Source organism: Kangsaoukella pontilimi (genome assembly GCF_009830125.1).
Lineage (GTDB): Bacteria > Pseudomonadota > Alphaproteobacteria > Rhodobacterales > Rhodobacteraceae > Kangsaoukella > Kangsaoukella pontilimi.
Genome location: NZ_WUPT01000001.1, coordinates 724033 through 740724, shown reverse-complemented (window position 1 = coordinate 740724; position 16692 = coordinate 724033). Strand labels below are relative to the sequence as shown.

The window sequence follows — 16692 nt, the reverse complement described above, 5'->3', positions numbered from 1 at the left end:
GTCAGTCTCCAATCAGGGTTTCTGTGTTTTCAGGTGGGTGGCGCAGTGTCCGTCGCCGCCCGTGTGAGAGGCATTTGGGGCCGTGCGAGCGCGCAAAAAACCCCGCTTTTCACACATTTACCTCTGCAAAAATGCAGTTTTTACCATTTTATTTCAGATACTTAACAAAAACGCGATCACGTGCGTGATCGCGCGTGATCGCCAGTGCCTTGAAGGGGTCTGAAACGGAAAACGGCCGCCGGGTTTCCCCGACGGCCGTCCCCTGGGGGTACGATCAGGTCGCTCAGTTCACGGAGCGGCCGAGGATCGTACGGGAGTCGATGTCGTAGAGCTCATCGAAGGACACGCGGTTGTCGTTGTTCGTGTCGATCTCGTCGAAGTCGAGCGACGAGAGGCCGGGATAGGCGCTCTGCAGTTCGACGAGCGAGGCGAAGTTCGAGCCGTCGGTGTCCACGGCGTTCAGCGCGACGAAGGTCCGGTCGGCAACGCGGCGATCCAGGATCACCTGCGTCTCGCCGGCGTAAAGCTCGGACGCATTCAGGCGACCGTCTTCCGAGCCGTCGATTTCGTTCCAGTCAGTCGCGGACAGGCCAGGATAGGCGCCCGCCAGTTCGAAAAAAGAAACGAAGTTGTCTCCGTTCGTGTCGACGGCGGCGACGTCCAGAAGACCGTTCGCGCCCACCTTGTGACGGTTGACGATCGACTGGGCCTCGGGGGCCTGAAGTTCGACGGCCGAGACGCGGCGATCCTTGTTCGCGTCGATGGTCCGGAAGTCCGATGCGGTCAGACCGGGATAGGTGCTGGTCAGTTCCGCGAAGCTGGCGAAGCGGTCGCCGTTCCGGTCGACGGACGCGATATCGCCCGAAGCGAGCGCGGCGGTGGCAGACAGGGCGGTTGCGGCAATGGCAAGGGTCAGGGTTTTCATGTGTGTTTCCTTCGGTTCGTTTTGGAATGTCTTGGCGGCGTCTGGTGGCGTCGTCATGACTGGCAGATGGGAGACCCCTGCCCCTCGAAAAACCGGAAAAAACGCACACTGAACTGTGTAGTTTTGTTTTTATCAATGTTTTTCAGATACTTCACGAAATTGAGAGCAGAAAGTCGCATTTCCGTGAGTCGCGTCGCCTTGAAACGTTGCTGATCGGTCCAAAGCAAACGGCCGCCCCCAGAGGGAGCGGCCGTCAGTGGGTGCGCGTGTCACCCTAGCGTGTCAGCGCTTACGATTCCGAGCGCGAGACGATCTGCTGGGCTTCCGGCGCATAGAGCTCTTGGCTGCTGATGCGGTTGTCGCCATTGCCGTCGATTTCGTTGAAATCGTTCTGGCTCAGGCCCGGATAGGTCGCGACCATCTCTTCAAAGTCGGCAAATGCGTCGCCATTCGTATCGATCTCGGCGATGTCGGTGATCGTACCGATATAGTAGCGGGCAACGATTTCCTGCGCTTCAGGGGCGTAGAACTCCTGATAAGTCACGCGATTGTCGTCATTCGCGTCGATGGTCTGGTAGTCTTCGGCGTCAAAGTCCGAATAGACCGAAGCCATCTCTTCGCTTTCAATGTAGCCATTGCCGTCGAGGTCCAGCACGATCAGGCGCTGTTCTTCAACGGGGGCCATGTCGTAGCGGCCGAGGATTTCCTGGGCTTCCAACGCGAGAATTTCCTGCGCGCCGATGCGGTTGTCGTCGTTCGTGTCGATGTCACCGAACTCGGCAACGTCGAAATCGGGGAAGACCGCTTTCAGCTCTTCGACCGAGGCATAACCGTTGCCGTCAAGGTCGACAGTGTCGATGTCGGTGGCCGCCATGGCGGAATCAGCAGCGAGAGCGGAAATAGCGGTAGCAAACATAAGGCGTTTCATAGTGAACTCCTGTTACTTGTGACATAAGCGAGGCAGCGCATCCGCCCCGCGTTCACCGTACCAATGGTTTCGTCTCCGGGAATGTTCCCGGAATTTCCGGAAATCCGTTCACGTAATTGTGGGCATCCGCATGAAACCTTTACTCGCCTCACGCGTTGCGCAAGCCTTTTTAAACAAAGACAAATTCAACAAAAGTTAAAAGCGACCCCCTCTTTCGAGGGAGCCGCCGAAAGCGCCCGGACTGTCCGATCAGTTCACGTTGAAGATCGCCTGCGCTTCGGGCGCATAATACTCGGTCGATGCGATCCGGTTGTCGCCGTTGACGTCGACCATCTCGAATTCCGAGTGGCTCAGGCCGGGATAGGTCTGGACCAGTTCCTCGAAGCTGACGAAGAAGTCGTCATTCGTGTCGACCTGCATGATGGTGACCAGCATACGGCTGCCCATCTCATACCGCGTGACCAGGGCCTGGGCGAGCGGCGCATAGAGTTCGGACGCAGAAACGCGGTTGTCACGGTTGGTGTCGATATCGCGCCATTCGCTGTCGAGCAGGCCCTCATAGACCGCATTCAGTTCGGCGCGGCTGGCGAAACGGTCGCCATCCGTGTCGACGTCGCTCAGACCATGAACGATGGCCATCCGGTTCTGATAGCGGCCGAGCGTGGCACGGGTTTCGGACGACAGAAGCTCGTTCGAAGAGAGGCGGCGATCCTTGTTCAGATCAACGTCGCGGAAGTCGTGCGACGAGAAGTTCGGGAAGATCGTACGGACCTCTCCGATGGTGGCGAAACCGTCGCCGTTGATGTCGAGGTCCTGCGGCTCCATGGCAGAGGCGGCAGTGGCGGTCATAAGGCCCGCGAGGGCGGTCAGGATAAAGCGTTGCATGGTGTCTACTCCTTCAAGTGTCGCTTTTTGTGTGATCCGGCACAGTGTCCTTTTCGGATTCCCCGACCGGTCCGTGAACCGGCCGGGGCCGAGCGTGACACCACGCGTCGAGCACGATGTTCGTGCTGATGAAGAAGCTATGAACGGCCCCGATCACCTGCAGCGCACAGAGAGGAAAGGGGCGCGTGAGGGGCTGTTTCGGGTGCGCGGCTGTGCGCCGAGCCAAGCAAAAGAAGGCACACGCTGCGCTCGCGAAACCGCCAACGCTTGTAACAGGCGCTCTTGGGGCGGCGCTTTGGTAACGCCGTCTTCACGACGCGCTCACGGCTGCTGTCGGACGCCCTGCCGGTCCGTGAGCGCCGCCGCGCTTTTCGAGAGGATTGTTTCAGAAAAAAAGAATGGGCCCCCGAAGGGGCCCAGTTTCGCTTGTCAGGCTCACTTATTTATACCGCCCGGTTTCTGCCTGCGGCCTGACCCGCGTCAAGGATAGGCTCACCTATCCCCGGTCACTGTTGAAAGCCCCAGGGCTTTCAACGAGCGGGATGCAGCGGATCGCGAAGCGATCTGCGGGTCCCGCCCCGTGTGGGTGGCGGGGCGACACCGTCGCCCTGCCCCGTTCCCTCAGCTACACCCGCTCGTTGCGCCGCAGGTGTTGCACTTCATGCAGGTGCCGTTCCGCACCAGCGTGTAGTTGCCGCAATCGCCGCAAGGATCACCCTCGTAGCCCTGCATCTTGGCCTTCACGCGCGCATCCATCTGGACCGTGCCGCTGGCGACAGCGGTGGTCGTCTCGACCGCCACAGCGGCTGTGGCCACTTCGGGCACCAGCGTCTGAAGCGCGGCCGCGGCATCGGCACCGCCCTGCAGCACAACCAGCTCTTGCGGGACGCGGTTACGGAGGTAGCCGGTCGATGCGACCTGCTTCAGCACTTCCAGAGGCGACGAGCCACGGCTGGACGGCACTTCCGAGAAGTTCCGCAGACCCTCTTCCTCGCCACGACCGAGATCGTCGAAGGTCGAGCCGTCGGGCTTCACATGGGCCAGGTCCGTCCGATCGAGATAGCTGACCGCCAGTTCCCGGAAGATGTAGTCCAGGATCGAGGTTGCGTTCTTGATCGAGTCGTTGCCCTGCACCATGCCCGCCGGTTCAAACCGGGTGAAGGTGAAGGCGTCGACGAACTCTTCCAGCGGCACGCCGTACTGAAGGCCCACCGACACCGCGATGGCGAAGTTGTTCATCATCGCCCGGAACCCGGCGCCTTCCTTGTGCATGTCGATGAAGATCTCACCGAGCTTGCCGTCGGCATATTCGCCGGTGCGGAGATAGACCTTGTGGCCGCCGACGATCGCCTTCTGGGTATACCCCCGGCGCCGTTCGGGCATCCGCTCGCGGCCGCGGGCGATTTCCTTGACCACGATCTTCTCGACGATCTTCTCTGCCAGAACCGCGGCCTTTTCCTGCGGGCTGCCGCTTTCGAGGATTTCGGCGGCTTCGTCGTCATCCTCGACCAGCGCGGCGGCCAGAGGCTGCGACAGTTTCGAGCCGTCGCGGTAGAGCGCGTTGGCCTTGACGCCGAGGCGGTGCGACAGCTCGTAGGCCGCCTTGCAGTCCTCGATGGTGGCGTCGTTCGGCATGTTGATCGTCTTCGAGATCGCGCCCGAGATGAACGACTGCGCCGCGGCCATCATGGTGATGTGGCTTTCCACCGAGAGGAAGCGCTTGCCCTTCTTGCCGCAGGGGTTGGCGCAGTCGAAGACGGTGTAGTGCTCTTCCTTGAGGAAGGGCGCACCTTCGAGCGTCATGGTCCCGCAGACGTGGTCGTTCGCCGCTTCGATGTCCTTCTTGGTGAAGCCGAGGTGGCGGAGAAGGTCGAAGGACGGATCGGTCAGCTTTTCCGTCGGGATGCCGAGCGTTCCGGTGCAGAACTCTTCGCCAAGCGTCCACTGGTTGAAGACGAAGCGGATGTCGAAGGCCGACGGAAGCGCCGCCTCGATCTTGTCCAGCTGCGCCTGACCGAAGCCGTGGCCCACCAGAGCGGTATGGTTGATGCCGGGTGCATTGCCGAGCGTGCCATGGCCCACCGCATAGGCGATGATCTCTTCGATCTCCGCCGAGCTGTAGCCCAGCTTTTCCAGAGCCGCAGGCACCGAGCGGTTGATGATCTTGAAGTAGCCGCCGCCGGCCAGCTTCTTGAACTTCACCAGCGCGAAGTCCGGCTCGATCCCCGTCGTGTCGCAGTCCATGACCAGACCGATGGTGCCGGTGGGCGCGATCACCGTCGCCTGCGCGTTTCGGTAGCCATGCTTCTCGCCAAGGCTCACCGCTTCGTCCCAGGCGCTCTTGGCGAGTTCCGCCAGACGCGCATCAGGGCAGTTCTTGTGATCGAGCGCCACCGGCTTGACGTTGACTTTCTCGTAGCCGGTCGTCTTGCCGTATGCGGCGGTGCGGTGGTTCCGCATGACGCGCAGCATATGCTTGGAGTTGCGCTCATAGCCCGAGAAGGGCCCGAGTTCCGAGGCGATCTCGGCCGAGGTGGCATAGGCCACACCCGTCATCACGGCGGTCAGCGCACCGCAGAGCGCCCGACCCTCGTCCGAGTCGTAACCCAGACCCATGTTCATCAGCAGGCCGCCGATATTGGCATAGCCAAGGCCGAGCGTCCGGAAGTCATAGGAGAGCTGCGCGATTTCCTTGGACGGGAACTGCGCCATCATCACGCTGATTTCCAGCGTCAGCGTCCAGAGACGGGTCGCATGGACATAGTCGTCGGCCTGGAATTCACCGTCCTTGTAGAAGGTGAGCAGGTTCATCGAGGCCAGGTTGCATGCCGTGTCGTCGAGGAACATGTATTCCGAGCAAGGGTTCGAGCCGCGGATCGCCCCGTCTTCCGGGCAGGTGTGCCAGGCATTGACGGTGTCGTGATACTGGATGCCGGGGTCGGCACAGGCCCAGGCCGCATGGCCTACCTGCTCCCAGAGGTCGCGCGCCTTGATGGTCTTGGCGACCTTGCCGTCGGTGCGGCGGATCAGTTCCCAGTCCTCGTCATTCTCAACCGCCTTCAGGAAGGCATCGGTGACGCGGATCGAGTTGTTCGAGTTCTGGCCCGAGACCGAGTTGTAGGCCTCGGAGTCCCAGTCGGTGTCGTAGGTCGGGAACTCGATCGAGCCATAGCCCTGCCGCGCATAGTCGAGCACGCGCTTGATATAGGTCTCGGGGATTGCGGCGCGCTTGGCTTCGCGTACGGCGGACTTGAGCGCATCGTTGCTGTTCGGGTCATAAGCACCCTCTTCAGTGCCGTCGAATTCGCGGATCGCCGCGAAGATGCCGTTGAGCTTTTGCTCGTGCATCTTCGAGCCGGCGACGATGGACGCGACCTTCTGCTCTTCGATGACCTTCCAGTTGATGAAGGACTCGATGTCGGGGTGATCCGCGTCACAGATCACCATCTTCGCTGCCCGACGGGTTGTCCCGCCTGATTTGATCGCGCCGGCTGCGCGATCCCCGATCTTGAGAAAGCCCATGAGGCCCGACGACCGACCGCCGCCCGACAGCGCCTCGCCCTCGGCGCGGAGCGACGAGAAGTTGGTGCCTGTGCCCGAGCCGTATTTGAAAAGACGCGCCTCGCGGACCCAGAGATCCATGATGCCGCCTTCGTTCACCAGATCGTCCGAGACGGACTGGATGAAGCAGGCGTGCGGCTGCGGATGCTCGTAGGCCGAGTCCGACTTGGTCAGCTTGCCGGTCTTATAGTCGACGTAGTGGTGGCCCTGGCTGGGACCGTCGATGCCATAGGCCCAGTGCAGGCCCGTGTTGAACCACTGGGGCGAGTTCGGTGCGGCGCGCTGCGTGGCCAGCATGTAGCGCATCTCGTCGAAATAGGCGCGGGCGTCGGCTTCGGTGGTGAAGTAGCCGCCCTTCCAGCCCCAATAGGCCCATGCGCCGGCCAGACGATCGAACACCTGAGCGGCCTTCGTCTCGCCTCCGAAGCGCTCGTCCTCGGGCAGCTCGGCCAGAGCCTTGTCGTCAGGAACGGAACGCCACAGAAACTCGGGCACGCCCTTTTCCTTGACCTTCTTCAGACGCGCGGGGACGCCCGCCTTGCGGAAATACTTCTGGGCGATGACGTCGGACGCGACCTGGCTCCAGCGCGCAGGCACTTCGACATTGTCCAGCTTGAAGACGACTGTGCCGTCCGGGTTTCTGATTTCGGACGAGGTCGTGGTGAATTCCAGCGCCTCGTAGGCGTCCCGTCCGGCTTTGGTGAACTTGCGTTCGATCTTCATAGTCGTCCTTGCCCCGCGTTCTTCGCTTCTTCTGAAGCGTTGACCTTGTCATTCGTGCCGGGCGGGCGGCAGGGCAAAGAAGCTCTTGTCCGCGCCGATCCCTGCGCGGTCCTGCGCCGTTGCGGCGCGTCTTGGTGAGGTATCTTCCGTCCCTGCCGGCGACACAATATGTTGTGGCGTCCCGTCCGGCTCACACAACCTGCGGCATCATGCCCGCCGCCGTCAACGAGATTTTTACCCTCACACCATACTTTTTTCGGTTGACCGTTTGGCCGAAACAGGACGGGCCGATTCTGCTTCACGCTCCAAGGTCATCGCTCCGTCTGTCTGTTGCCTGTCGGCCGCCGGAAAAAACGATGAAAGCCAAGCTGGTTAACAGCGGAAGTTCAGAGTGTTCGAGCCACCCGAGCCCCGGTCGCTCGACCTTCTTGGAAGGAAATCCCAGATTGCCGGCCGGCCCGCTTTCAGTGGTACCATCCACCACATGTGGCCATGTTACCCACAGCCACCGCCTGAAAATGCACCATTAGTGGGAGAGAGGGGCGGCAGGACACACGATATATGGTGTGCCTCCGCCGATCCGGAAGATGGTCGGGGCGGCGAGATTCGAACTCACGACCCCCTGTACCCAAAACAGGTGCGCTACCAGACTGCGCCACGCCCCGACGTGGTTGTCCTAGTGTCTCTTGGCCGAGGGCGCAACGCCTGACTTTGCCTCAGTCGCAGGGCCAGGCGGCATCATCGCCGATAGCGGGGTGGCGCAACTCGGTTCCCGGTTCGATGCCCAGCCGTCCGGACAGGCCGCCATTGATCTCAAGCACGTATTGAATGCCCTCGCCGCCATCGATCGTCGTCTCGTCCAGCGGGATGGCATTTTCATGAACGTGGCGGACGACGCCGGTCGCATCTGCGAAGATCATGTCGAGCGGGATCAGCGTATTCCGCATCCAGAAAGTGGCCCTTTGCGGCGCGTCGTAGACGAACAGCATCCCCGCGCCCCGCGGCATGGAGGGCCTGTTCATCAATCCGACCGAGCGCTCGCGCGGCTCGTCGGCCAGCTCGACCGTGAAACCCGCCTGCCCCCACGCGCCGCGCAGGTCGACCCGGTCGTCACGACAGAGCGCCCCGGCCTGGGTCGCCGTCAGAGCGAAGACAAATAGAAAAACGGTGCGGATCACTCGCCCGACTTCAGCGCGGCTTCCCAGCTTGTGACCTGGGTCGCCATGCGCCCCCGCTTGCCGTCCACGACACGAAGGGACACGGCCTCGCCCGGCTGAAGGTCGGCAAGACCGCTGCGCCGCAGAACTTCGATATGCAGAAAGACATCCTCGTCGCGGCCGAAGACATTGGCAAATCCAAAGCCCTTGGCCTTGTCGAACCATTTCACGCGCGCCGGTTCGAGAGGCAGGGAAAGGTCCACGGGCTCGGCGATTTCGCCTTCGGGCGCGACCGCATCATCCTCGCCCGCGGGCGGGTCGATCCGAAGAACCTCGACGGCCTGAATGCCGCGCGCAGTTTCTTGAATGATGATTTCGATCCCCGCCGCATCCGCGACGGAGGACTGGCCAAAGTTCCGTAGGACATTGGCATGCAAGAGAATATCCGGCCCGCCGCCCTCAGCGACAACGAATCCGAACCCTTTCGTGGGATCGAACCATTTAACCGTCCCCGAAACCCTCGTACCGTCCTGATCGACGTCCGACATTTTAAGCATCATCCCTGAGCCTTCGGCCCGTTTTTTTTCAGCATGGGCCATCGCCAAGCCGAAAAGCAAGGTTAAAGATGACGTTTTTTTCTCGCCTTGCAGTTTCCCGTGACCGCAAACACACGTTTAGGGCGAGAGACGGTTCTTCTCCCAACCTTCCCCTGCGTCACTCCGCAGGTACCGGAAACGGTCGTGAAGCCGAAAAGCGCCATCGGCCCACAGCTCGATTTCGACCGGGTGGATGCGAAATCCGCCCCAGAATGGCGGGCGTTCGGGGTCTGTCCCCTTCCGCACGCCCAGCTCGGCCACCTTGGTCATCAGCGCCGCGCGGGATTTCAGCGGACGGGACTGCTCACTCGCCCAGGCGCCGATCCGGCTTTGCAGCGCACGGGACTTGTAATAGGCGTCCGCCTGCGGTCCCTCCTCGCGGGTGACCCTGCCGCGCACGCGAACTTGGCGACGCAAGCTCTTCCAATGCATGACAAAAGCCGCCTGGGGATTCGCGGCAAGTTCCTGCCCCTTTGCGCTTTCGTAATTGGTGTAGAAGACGAAGGCATCGTCTTCGATCTCCTTCAGCAGCACCATACGCACATTGGGCAGCCCACCTGCATCAGAGGTCGCCAGTGCGATGGCGTTGGCGTCATTCGGCTCGGTCGCCTCAGCCTCGGCCAACCACCGGCGCGCGATGGCGATGGGGTCATCACCTGCGAAGATGTCGGATTGATCGGCCATGGCGGTCCCTCAGTCTTGATGCGCATCATCTGATGGCATAGACCTGCTCCACCGTAAACGGGTCGAGGGACAGGGAATATGACCGCAGGACTGATGGCGGGAAAGCGCGGCCTGATCATGGGGCTCGCAAACGACAAATCTATCGCATGGGGCATCGCGAAGGCCTGCGCCGATCAGGGCGCGGAACTTGCCTTCTCCTACCAGGGTGAGGCGCTTCTGAAACGCGTGGGTCCGCTGGCCGAAAGCCTCGGCTCGGATATCGTGCTGCCCTGCGACGTGAGCGACGGCGAGTCCATCGACAAGCTGTTCGCAGACCTCAAAGAGCGTTGGGGCAAGCTGGACTTCCTCGTCCACGCCATCGGCTTTTCGGACAAGAACGAGTTGCGCGGGCGCTATATCGACACAAGCCGCAACAACTTCGCCATGTCGATGGATATCTCGGTCTTCTCCTTCACCGCGATCTGCCGCCGTGCGGCGGCCATGATGCCGGATGGCGGCTCGCTTCTGACGATGACCTATTACGGTGCCGAGCGGGTCATGCCGCACTACAACGTCATGGGCGTCTGCAAGGCGGCGCTTGAGGCAAGCGTGCGCTACATCGCCGAAGACCTCGGCCGAGACGGCATTCGCTGCAACGCCATTTCCGCGGGCCCGATCAAGACGCTCGCGGCCAGCGGCATCGGCGATTTCCGTTACATCATGAAGTGGAACGAGTACAACTCGCCGCTTCGCCGCAACGTGACCATCGAGGATGTGGGCAAATCCGCCCTCTACCTTCTGTCCGACCTCGGCTCGGGCGTGACGGGCGAAGTGCATCATGTCGACTCGGGCTATCACGTGGTCGGAATGAAGGCGCTCGACGCGCCGGACATGACCTACGACAAGAAGGAATGAGGCCTTGGAGCCTGCCACGGCGCTCGCGTTCTCGATTGCGATTTTCGGTGCGCTTGTCTCGCCCGGTCCTGCATTCCTGGCACTGACCAAATCGTCGGTCTCGGGGGGACGGCTGCAGGGCATTCTTACCGGTCTGGGTCTCGCCTCTGCAGCGACGCTGTGGTCATTCACGGCCTTTGCAGGTCTGACCGCGCTCTTTGCGCTGGTGCCGGCCGCCTTTCTCATCATGAAAATCGCCGGTGCGGCATATCTTTTTTGGCTGGCATGGTCTCTCTGGCGTCATGCTGACCAAGGCCCCGATACGACTATGCCGCGCGGGCCGAAAGGGTTCGCCCTGGGCTTTGTCACGAACCTGGCGAACCCCAAGGCCGTGATCTTTATCGCGGCGATTTTCAGCACCATCCTGCCCGCCGGCATGTCCATCGCAGCCAAGGGCCAGATTCTGTTGCTGCACTTCACGATAGAAGCGGTGTTCTATACCGGCTGTGCCATCATCCTGACGACCCAGAGGGCGCGGGCGGGCTACCTTCGGCTGAAGAAGGTTTTCGACCGCTGTGCGGCGATCCTTCTCGGCGGCATGGCGCTCCGCATGGCAAGCTGACGACCACAACGACGGGAAACAAGACATATGACCGACCGTTTGCCCCATGAAAAAGGCTTCCACGTCTCCTGGGACCAGATCCACCGAGACAGCCGCGCGCTGGCGTGGCGGCTGGACGGGCGCGGCCCCGATGGCGGCGGCTGGCGCGCCGTGGTGGCGATCACGCGGGGCGGCATGGCACCCGCCATGATTGTGGCGCGGGAACTGGATATCCGCACCGTCGATACGATCAGCGTGAAAAGCTACGACCACCAGAGCCAGTCCGAAGCGGTGGTCCTTAAGGCGCCCGACGCCGAGATGATGGGTGACGGCACGGGGATTCTGGTGGTCGATGACCTCGTCGATTCCGGCAAGACGCTGGAACTGGTCCGCAAGCTCTATCCGAACGCCCATTTCGCGACAGTCTATGCCAAGCCGAAGGGCGAACCGCAGGTGGATACCTTCATCACCGGCGTCAGCCAGGACACGTGGATCTTCTTCCCGTGGGACATGGCGCTGCAATATGTCGAGCCCTATCGCGGCCGCGACTGACCGCGTCTCCCCAGCCGGTTTCCGCCCGCCCCTTGCCCTGTCCTGACCCCTCGCGTAACAAGCGCTGACCGGTCAAAAGGAGTGGGTTTCCCATGGCGAAGAAAAAGGGCGCAAGCGCAGGCGTCTGGGTCATTCTGATCCTTCTTATTCTGGGTCTGGCGGGCTTTGGAGCCACCAGTTTCAGCGGCTCGCAACAGACCGTGGCGACCGTGGGTGACGTGGAAATCGACGCCAACGATTACGTGCGCGCCGTGGACAACCAGCTACGCGCCTTCTCGCAGGCAACCGGACAGCCCCTCAGCTTTTCGCAGGCGCGCATGATCGGCCTCGACAGCGCGGCTCTTGGCACTCTTGTCAGCCGCGCCGCCCTCGAGAACGAGGCGCGTGCCCTTGGAGTGTCTCTTGGCGACGAGACGGTTGCGCAGGAGATCGCACAGACCCGCCGCTTTCAGGACGGCACTGGCAACTTCAACCGGGAAACCTATGAATTCGCTCTGCGCGAGATCGGCTCCAGCGCGCGCGATTACGAGGCCGAAGTCCGCTCGACCCTCGCCTCAGGCCTGCTGCAGGCCTCGGTCGGCGGCGGCGTAATTGCCCCCGACATCTTCGTGGACACGCTCTTCACCTATGCGCGCGAGACGCGGGATGTCACATGGGCGCGGCTGACTGCCAACGATCTGGCAGAACCGCTGCCCGAGCCGAGCGAAGACGTGCTCCGCGCTTTCCACGAAGAATACGCCGAACGCTTTACCCGGCCGGAAACCAAGGTCATCGACTATGCCCTGCTGACGCCGGATATGATCGCGGATGAGATCGAGGTCGACGAAAGCGAAGTGCGCGCGCTTTACGACGCCCGGATCGAGGAATTCGTCCAGCCCGAGCGGCGTCTGATCGAGCGCCTCGTCTTCCAGACCGACGATGCCGCCGCCGAAGCGCTGGCGCGCATTGACGGCGGCAGCGCCAGCTTCGACGATCTGATCGAGGAACGCGGCCTGTCGCTGGATGACGCCGATCTTGGCGATCTTGCGCGCGAGGACCTGCCCACCGAGGCCGCCGAAGTCCTGTTCGGGACAGAAGAGCCAGGCGTGTTCGGCCCCCTGCCCTCATCGCTCGGCCCGGCGCTTTACCGGATGAACGCCATTCTGTCGGCGCAGGAGACGAGTTTCGAAGAAGCCGAAGAGGAACTGTCGCGCGAGGCGGCGTCGGACCGTGCGCGCCGGATCATTCTTGAAAGCGTGGCCAGCGTCGAAGACCTACTGGCCGGCGGTGCGGATATCCCCGCGCTGGTGGAACGGACCGACATGGAAGCGGGCCGTATCGACTTCAACGACGAGGTATTCGAGGGCGTTGCCGCCTACACCGCCTTCCGCGAGGCCGCCGAGGCAGCGCAGCCGGGCGATTTCGCGGAACTGGTCGAGCTGGACGAAGGCGGCATCGCCGTCATTTCGGTGGCCGAAGTGCTCGAACCCGAGCTTCGCCCCTTCGCGGTTGTCCGCGACGAGGTCATCGCGGCCTGGGAAATGGTCGAGACGGAAAAGGCCCTGACCGCACGCGCGGCGGAACTGGTGGCGGCGCTTGAGAACGGCGCCGAAATGGCCGGGCTCGGCCTGAACCTCGGCACCGATCGCGGCGTCGAGCGGCAGGGTTTCGTGCCCGGCACCCCACCCGATTTCAACGAAACCGTCTTCGGTATGGAGCCCGACGATCTGGCCACGCTGTCGGCGGATGGCGATGCATGGATCATCCGGCTCGATGCAATCAACCAGCCCGACCCCGACGCGCCGGAAGCGGCATCCGTTCTCGCCCGCTTCGGCGTCGAGACGGCGCGCGAGATGCAGACCTCGCTCATTCAGGCCTTCACCCAGTCGGTCATCCGTGGCAGCGATGTCCGGATCAATCAGGCGGTGATCGACGCCGTGCACGCACAGATCCCCTGATGGCGCTCGAACCCGCATTTTCCAAGTTCGAGGCCGGCTACGCCGCTGGCGAGAACCAGGTCGTCTACACCCGGCTCGCCGCCGATCTCGATACGCCGGTATCGCTGATGCTGAAGCTCTCGGGCGCGCAGGCGGACGCCTTCATGCTGGAAAGTGTCACCGGAGGCGAGGTGCGCGGGCGCTATTCGATCATCGGTATGAAGCCCGACCTGATCTGGCAGTGCCATGGCGCGCATGCGCGGATCAACCGCACCGCCCGTTTCGACCGCGAAAGCTTCGAGGACGAGGCGGCCGATCCGCTGACCTCGCTTCGCGCCTTGATCGCTGAAAGCCGTATTGCCCTTCCGGACGGGCTGCCTGCGGCATCGGCGGGGCTCTTCGGCTATCTCGGCTACGACATGATCCGTCTGGTCGAGCATCTTCCCGACATCAACCCCGATCCGCTTGGTCTGCCCGACGCGGTGCTTCTGCGCCCCTCGGTCGTGGCGGTGCTGGACGGCGTGAAGGGCGAGGTGATCGTTGTCGCCCCCGCATGGACCGGAAGTGGCCTATCGGCCAAGGCCGCCTATGCGCAGGCCGCTGAGCGCGTCATGGACGCCGTGCGCGATCTCGAGCGCCCGCTGCCCGGCGCCGACCGCGATCTGGGCGACGAGGTGGCGGCGCCCGAACCGGTTTCGAACTTCACCAAGGACGGCTACAAGGCCGCCGTCGAGAAGGCGCGCGAGTATATCGCCGCCGGCGACATCTTTCAGGTGGTGCCGTCGCAGCGCTGGTCGCAGCCCTTCCCGCTGCCGCCCTTCGCGCTCTACCGCTCGCTCAGGCGGACGAATCCGTCGCCTTTCATGTTCCATTTCGACTTCGGCGGCTTTCAGGTGATCGGGGCGAGCCCCGAGATCCTCGTCCGCGTCTTCGAGAACGAGGTCACGATCCGCCCCATTGCCGGAACACGGCCCAGAGGCGCGACACCCGACGAGGACAAGGCGCTGGAAGCCGATCTCTTGTCCGACGAGAAGGAACTGGCCGAGCACCTGATGCTGCTCGACCTGGGACGCAACGACGTGGGCCGCGTTGCCCGGATCGGCACCGTCCGGCCCACCGAGGAATTCGTGATCGAGCGCTACAGCCACGTCATGCATATCGTCTCGAACGTGGTGGGGGAGCTGTCCAAGGACCACGATGCGCTTTCCGCGCTATTGGCCGGCCTGCCTGCAGGGACCGTGTCCGGCGCGCCCAAGGTCCGCGCGATGGAGATCATCGACGAGCTGGAGCCCGAAAAGCGCGGCGTCTATGGCGGCGGCGTGGGCTATTTCTCGTCGAATGGTGACATGGACATGTGTATCGCCCTTCGGACCGCCGTGGTGAAGGACGAGACGCTCTATATTCAGGCCGGCGGCGGCGTCGTCTGGGACAGCGATCCCGAGGCCGAATGGCAGGAAACCGTCAACAAGAGCCGCGCGATCCGCAAGGCCGCCGAAGATGCCGGGCGTTTCAGCCGGAAAGGCAACGCCTAGGCCGCGCAGTTCCGGCAGAAGGGCGTCGCGGGCAGAGTCTCGAGCCGTTCCCCGGAAATCTCTGCCCCGCAGGTGACGCAGGCGCCGTAGTCACCCGCGGCGATCCTTGCCAGGGCCGCGTCGATCGCCTCGATCTCTTGCAAACCGGTCCGACCGAGGCTTTCCAAAGCCTCGTCTTCCTCGTGTTCTATGGCCGCGTCTTCCCAGTCCGCGGTATGCGGCTGATCGAGTTTGTCGTCGATCATTTGCAGGCGGCGTTCCAGAGCGGCACGCCGCGATTCCAGTCGCTGTTTCATATGGTCGGTGTCGATCATGGTGGTCTCCCTTCTCCGCCACCAATTCTGCACGGAGGACACGCTCACCGCCTTGTCATGGATCATTAAATCGGTGCCTCTCGACACCGTGTCCGGAGCGGGCTAGCTCTCGTGAAATGAAGATGGAAAGATCGCATACCCGACTGACGCGCAGGGCCGCTCTGGCCCTTGCTCCGGCGTTCCTCGCCGCCTGTGCCGTACCGCCGGAAAAACGCGCGCCCGCGACCGAGACAGAGATCGCGGCGCTTGCCCATGAGATCAGGGCGCTCGGGGATCACGTCGACCATGAAGAAGCCGCCCGCGCGGCTCGCATCGCCTACCGGCATACCCGGGAACTGGCGATCGCCTATCAGATCACCGACCCTCCGCTCATTCACAACACCAAGGTGAATATGGGGCTGCGCCCGCGGGGGCTCTGCTGGCACTGGGCCGAGGACATGGAAAAACGCCTGGCCCAGGAAAGTTTTCGGACCCTCGACCTGCACCGCGCCATCGCCAATGCGGATAACGAGTGGCTGATCGACCACTCGACCGTGATCATCGGCGCGGAGGGCGACGCATGGGATGAGGGCATCGTGCTCGACCCCTGGCGTCAGGGCGGAACTCTGTTCTGGGATCAGGTCAAGGACGATACGCGGTATCGCTGGGTCAACCGTGAAGACGTCTTCGACTGGAAGCGCCGCCAGTTGATCGCGGAGGGCAAGTGGCCCCCCGCCGAGGCCTGACGATCAGGCGTTGTGCTCGCGAATCTTGTTCGCAGCTTCCTTGTCATAGGTAACGCCCTTGGCATCGAAGAGCTGGTCCAGCTCACCCGAAAGCGTCATCTCGGTGATGATGTCGCAGCCGCCGACGAACTCGCCCTTGACGTAGAGCTGCGGGATCGTCGGCCAGTCGGAATAATCCTTGATGCCCTGACGGATCGCCTCGTCGGCGAGGACGTTCACATCGGCATAGTCCACGCCCATGAAATTCAGTACGCCCGCCACGCGGCTTGAAAAGCCGCACTGAGGCATGGATTTGGTGCCCTTCATGAAGAGGACGACGTCGTTCGACGTGACGGTTTCCGTGATCTGCTGTTCGGCGCTCATCTGAGAAGTCCTTGCTATTCGGGTGCTTTGGTCGTCAGGGCCAGCGCGTGAAGCGCGCCATTCGGGCCGTCCATCTTGCCTTTCAGCGCGGCATAGACCGCGCGCTGCTGCTGGACCCGGTTCATGCCGCGAAAGCTCTCGTCGATGACCATGGCGGACATGTGCACGCCATCGTCTCCTTCGACCTGAATCTTCGCATTGGGGAAGGTTTCGCGCAGAAGCTCTTCGATCTCATGGGCCTGCATGGGCATGGATATGGTGTTCCCTGATCGGTGTTTTCCCTGATGTAGAACCGCCGGAGCCAGTGTGCAAGGGAGGTTGCGCCCGCTTCGCGGTCGCGGTGGGGGCGCTGCCCCC

General features: G+C 62.6%; 16 protein-coding genes and 1 tRNA gene. 6 read left to right on the top strand and 11 right to left on the bottom strand.

The window, feature by feature from the left end; all coding sequences use genetic code 11:
- Positions 1-283: 283 nt before the first annotated feature.
- The 8 genes from GQ651_RS03745 to pdxH all read right to left on the bottom strand — a co-directional run bounded on the left by GQ651_RS03745 (position 284) and on the right by pdxH (position 9459).
- The gene (locus tag GQ651_RS03745; RefSeq protein ID WP_160762866.1) at positions 284-925 is read right to left on the bottom strand and encodes an EF-hand domain-containing protein; all 642 of its coding nucleotides are present in this window, start codon (positions 923-925) and stop codon (positions 284-286) included.
- Positions 926-1214: 289 nt separating this feature from the next.
- Positions 1215-1799, bottom strand: a complete 585-nt coding sequence (locus GQ651_RS03740; RefSeq protein ID WP_160762865.1) for a CREC-EF hand family protein — start codon at positions 1797-1799, stop codon at positions 1215-1217.
- A 303-nt stretch (positions 1800-2102) separates the two neighbouring features.
- Complete coding sequence (locus GQ651_RS03735) at positions 2103-2738, bottom strand: CREC-EF hand family protein (RefSeq protein ID WP_160762864.1); 636 nt, start codon at positions 2736-2738, stop codon at positions 2103-2105.
- Between the two features lie 621 nt (positions 2739-3359).
- Entirely contained in the window at positions 3360-7022 is a 3663-nt protein-coding gene (locus tag GQ651_RS03730) for a vitamin B12-dependent ribonucleotide reductase (protein WP_160762863.1), read from the bottom strand.
- 588 nt (positions 7023-7610) lie between these two features.
- Positions 7611-7687: transfer RNA gene (locus tag GQ651_RS03725), tRNA-Pro, on the bottom strand.
- A gap of 51 nt (positions 7688-7738) precedes the next feature.
- On the bottom strand, positions 7739-8200 hold the full coding sequence (locus GQ651_RS18630) for a DUF192 domain-containing protein (protein WP_319637311.1): 462 nt from the start codon (positions 8198-8200) through the stop codon (positions 7739-7741).
- Positions 8197-8739, bottom strand: a complete 543-nt coding sequence (locus tag GQ651_RS03715; protein WP_227257946.1) for a cold-shock protein — start codon at positions 8737-8739, stop codon at positions 8197-8199. The genes GQ651_RS18630 and GQ651_RS03715 overlap by 4 nt, the downstream gene beginning before the upstream one ends.
- 114 nt (positions 8740-8853) lie before the next feature.
- Positions 8854-9459: a pyridoxamine 5'-phosphate oxidase gene (pdxH, locus tag GQ651_RS03710; RefSeq protein ID WP_160762860.1), complete on the bottom strand. Its 606-nt coding sequence runs from the start codon at positions 9457-9459 to the stop codon at positions 8854-8856.
- Positions 9460-9537: 78 nt separating this feature from the next.
- Here pdxH and fabI point away from each other — a divergent pair, with 78 nt between their 5' ends.
- From fabI to trpE, 5 genes are all read left to right on the top strand, one after another.
- Entirely contained in the window at positions 9538-10353 is an 816-nt protein-coding gene (fabI, locus tag GQ651_RS03705) for an enoyl-ACP reductase FabI (protein WP_160762859.1), read from the top strand.
- A gap of 4 nt (positions 10354-10357) precedes the next feature.
- The gene (locus GQ651_RS03700) at positions 10358-10954 is read left to right on the top strand and encodes a LysE family translocator (protein ID WP_160762858.1); all 597 of its coding nucleotides are present in this window, start codon (positions 10358-10360) and stop codon (positions 10952-10954) included.
- Between the two features lie 27 nt (positions 10955-10981).
- Positions 10982-11485, top strand: a complete 504-nt coding sequence (gene gpt / locus GQ651_RS03695; RefSeq protein WP_160762857.1) for a xanthine phosphoribosyltransferase — start codon at positions 10982-10984, stop codon at positions 11483-11485.
- Positions 11486-11577: 92 nt separating this feature from the next.
- Complete coding sequence (locus GQ651_RS03690) at positions 11578-13422, top strand: peptidylprolyl isomerase (RefSeq protein WP_160762856.1); 1845 nt, start codon at positions 11578-11580, stop codon at positions 13420-13422.
- Positions 13422-14933 carry an anthranilate synthase component I gene (gene trpE / locus GQ651_RS03685; RefSeq protein WP_160762855.1) on the top strand — a complete coding sequence of 504 codons (1512 nt, stop codon included), beginning with the start codon at positions 13422-13424 and terminating at the stop codon, positions 14931-14933. Before GQ651_RS03690 ends, trpE begins: the two co-directional genes overlap by 1 nt.
- Here the strand turns inward: trpE and GQ651_RS03680 are convergent.
- Entirely contained in the window at positions 14930-15247 is a 318-nt protein-coding gene (locus GQ651_RS03680) for a TraR/DksA family transcriptional regulator (protein WP_160762854.1), read from the bottom strand. The two genes, trpE and GQ651_RS03680, sit on opposite strands and share 4 nt — an antisense overlap.
- Before the next feature lie 122 nt (positions 15248-15369).
- On the opposite strand from GQ651_RS03680, the gene GQ651_RS03675 reads away from it, so the two are divergent.
- Positions 15370-15972, top strand: a complete 603-nt coding sequence (locus tag GQ651_RS03675; RefSeq protein WP_160762853.1) for a hypothetical protein — start codon at positions 15370-15372, stop codon at positions 15970-15972.
- Positions 15973-15975: 3 nt separating this feature from the next.
- On the opposite strand, the gene grxD is transcribed toward GQ651_RS03675, so the two are convergent.
- Together grxD and GQ651_RS03665 are read right to left on the bottom strand one after the other, a co-directional pair.
- Positions 15976-16335 (bottom strand): Grx4 family monothiol glutaredoxin, encoded by a 360-nt coding sequence (gene grxD / locus GQ651_RS03670; protein ID WP_160762852.1) that lies wholly within the window; start codon positions 16333-16335, stop codon positions 15976-15978.
- A gap of 14 nt (positions 16336-16349) precedes the next feature.
- Positions 16350-16586, bottom strand: coding sequence for a BolA/IbaG family iron-sulfur metabolism protein (locus tag GQ651_RS03665; RefSeq protein ID WP_160762851.1), 237 nt, complete (start codon positions 16584-16586; stop codon positions 16350-16352).
- Positions 16587-16692: the final 106 nt, after the last annotated feature.

Excerpts from the sequence above, each read along its gene's own strand:
- GQ651_RS03745 (WP_160762866.1), bottom strand. The coding sequence starts at position 925 with ATGAAAACCCTGACCCTTGCCATTGCCGCAACCGCCCTGTCTGCCACC.
- GQ651_RS03740 (WP_160762865.1), bottom strand. The coding sequence starts at position 1,799 with ATGGCGGCCACCGACATCGACACTGTCGACCTTGACGGCAACGGTTAT.
- GQ651_RS03735 (WP_160762864.1), bottom strand. The coding sequence starts at position 2,738 with ATGCAACGCTTTATCCTGACCGCCCTCGCGGGCCTTATGACCGCCACT.
- GQ651_RS03730 (WP_160762863.1), bottom strand. The coding sequence starts at position 7,022 with ATGAAGATCGAACGCAAGTTCACCAAAGCCGGACGGGACGCCTACGAG.
- GQ651_RS03715 (WP_227257946.1), bottom strand. The coding sequence starts at position 8,739 with ATGATGCTTAAAATGTCGGACGTCGATCAGGACGGTACGAGGGTTTCG.
- pdxH (WP_160762860.1), bottom strand. The coding sequence starts at position 9,459 with ATGGCCGATCAATCCGACATCTTCGCAGGTGATGACCCCATCGCCATC.
- fabI (WP_160762859.1), top strand. The coding sequence starts at position 9,538 with ATGACCGCAGGACTGATGGCGGGAAAGCGCGGCCTGATCATGGGGCTC.
- gpt (WP_160762857.1), top strand. The coding sequence starts at position 10,982 with ATGACCGACCGTTTGCCCCATGAAAAAGGCTTCCACGTCTCCTGGGAC.
- GQ651_RS03690 (WP_160762856.1), top strand. The coding sequence starts at position 11,578 with ATGGCGAAGAAAAAGGGCGCAAGCGCAGGCGTCTGGGTCATTCTGATC.
- trpE (WP_160762855.1), top strand. The coding sequence starts at position 13,422 with ATGGCGCTCGAACCCGCATTTTCCAAGTTCGAGGCCGGCTACGCCGCT.
- GQ651_RS03680 (WP_160762854.1), bottom strand. The coding sequence starts at position 15,247 with ATGATCGACACCGACCATATGAAACAGCGACTGGAATCGCGGCGTGCC.
- GQ651_RS03675 (WP_160762853.1), top strand. The coding sequence starts at position 15,370 with ATGGAAAGATCGCATACCCGACTGACGCGCAGGGCCGCTCTGGCCCTT.
- grxD (WP_160762852.1), bottom strand. The coding sequence starts at position 16,335 with ATGAGCGCCGAACAGCAGATCACGGAAACCGTCACGTCGAACGACGTC.
- GQ651_RS03665 (WP_160762851.1), bottom strand. The coding sequence starts at position 16,586 with ATGCCCATGCAGGCCCATGAGATCGAAGAGCTTCTGCGCGAAACCTTC.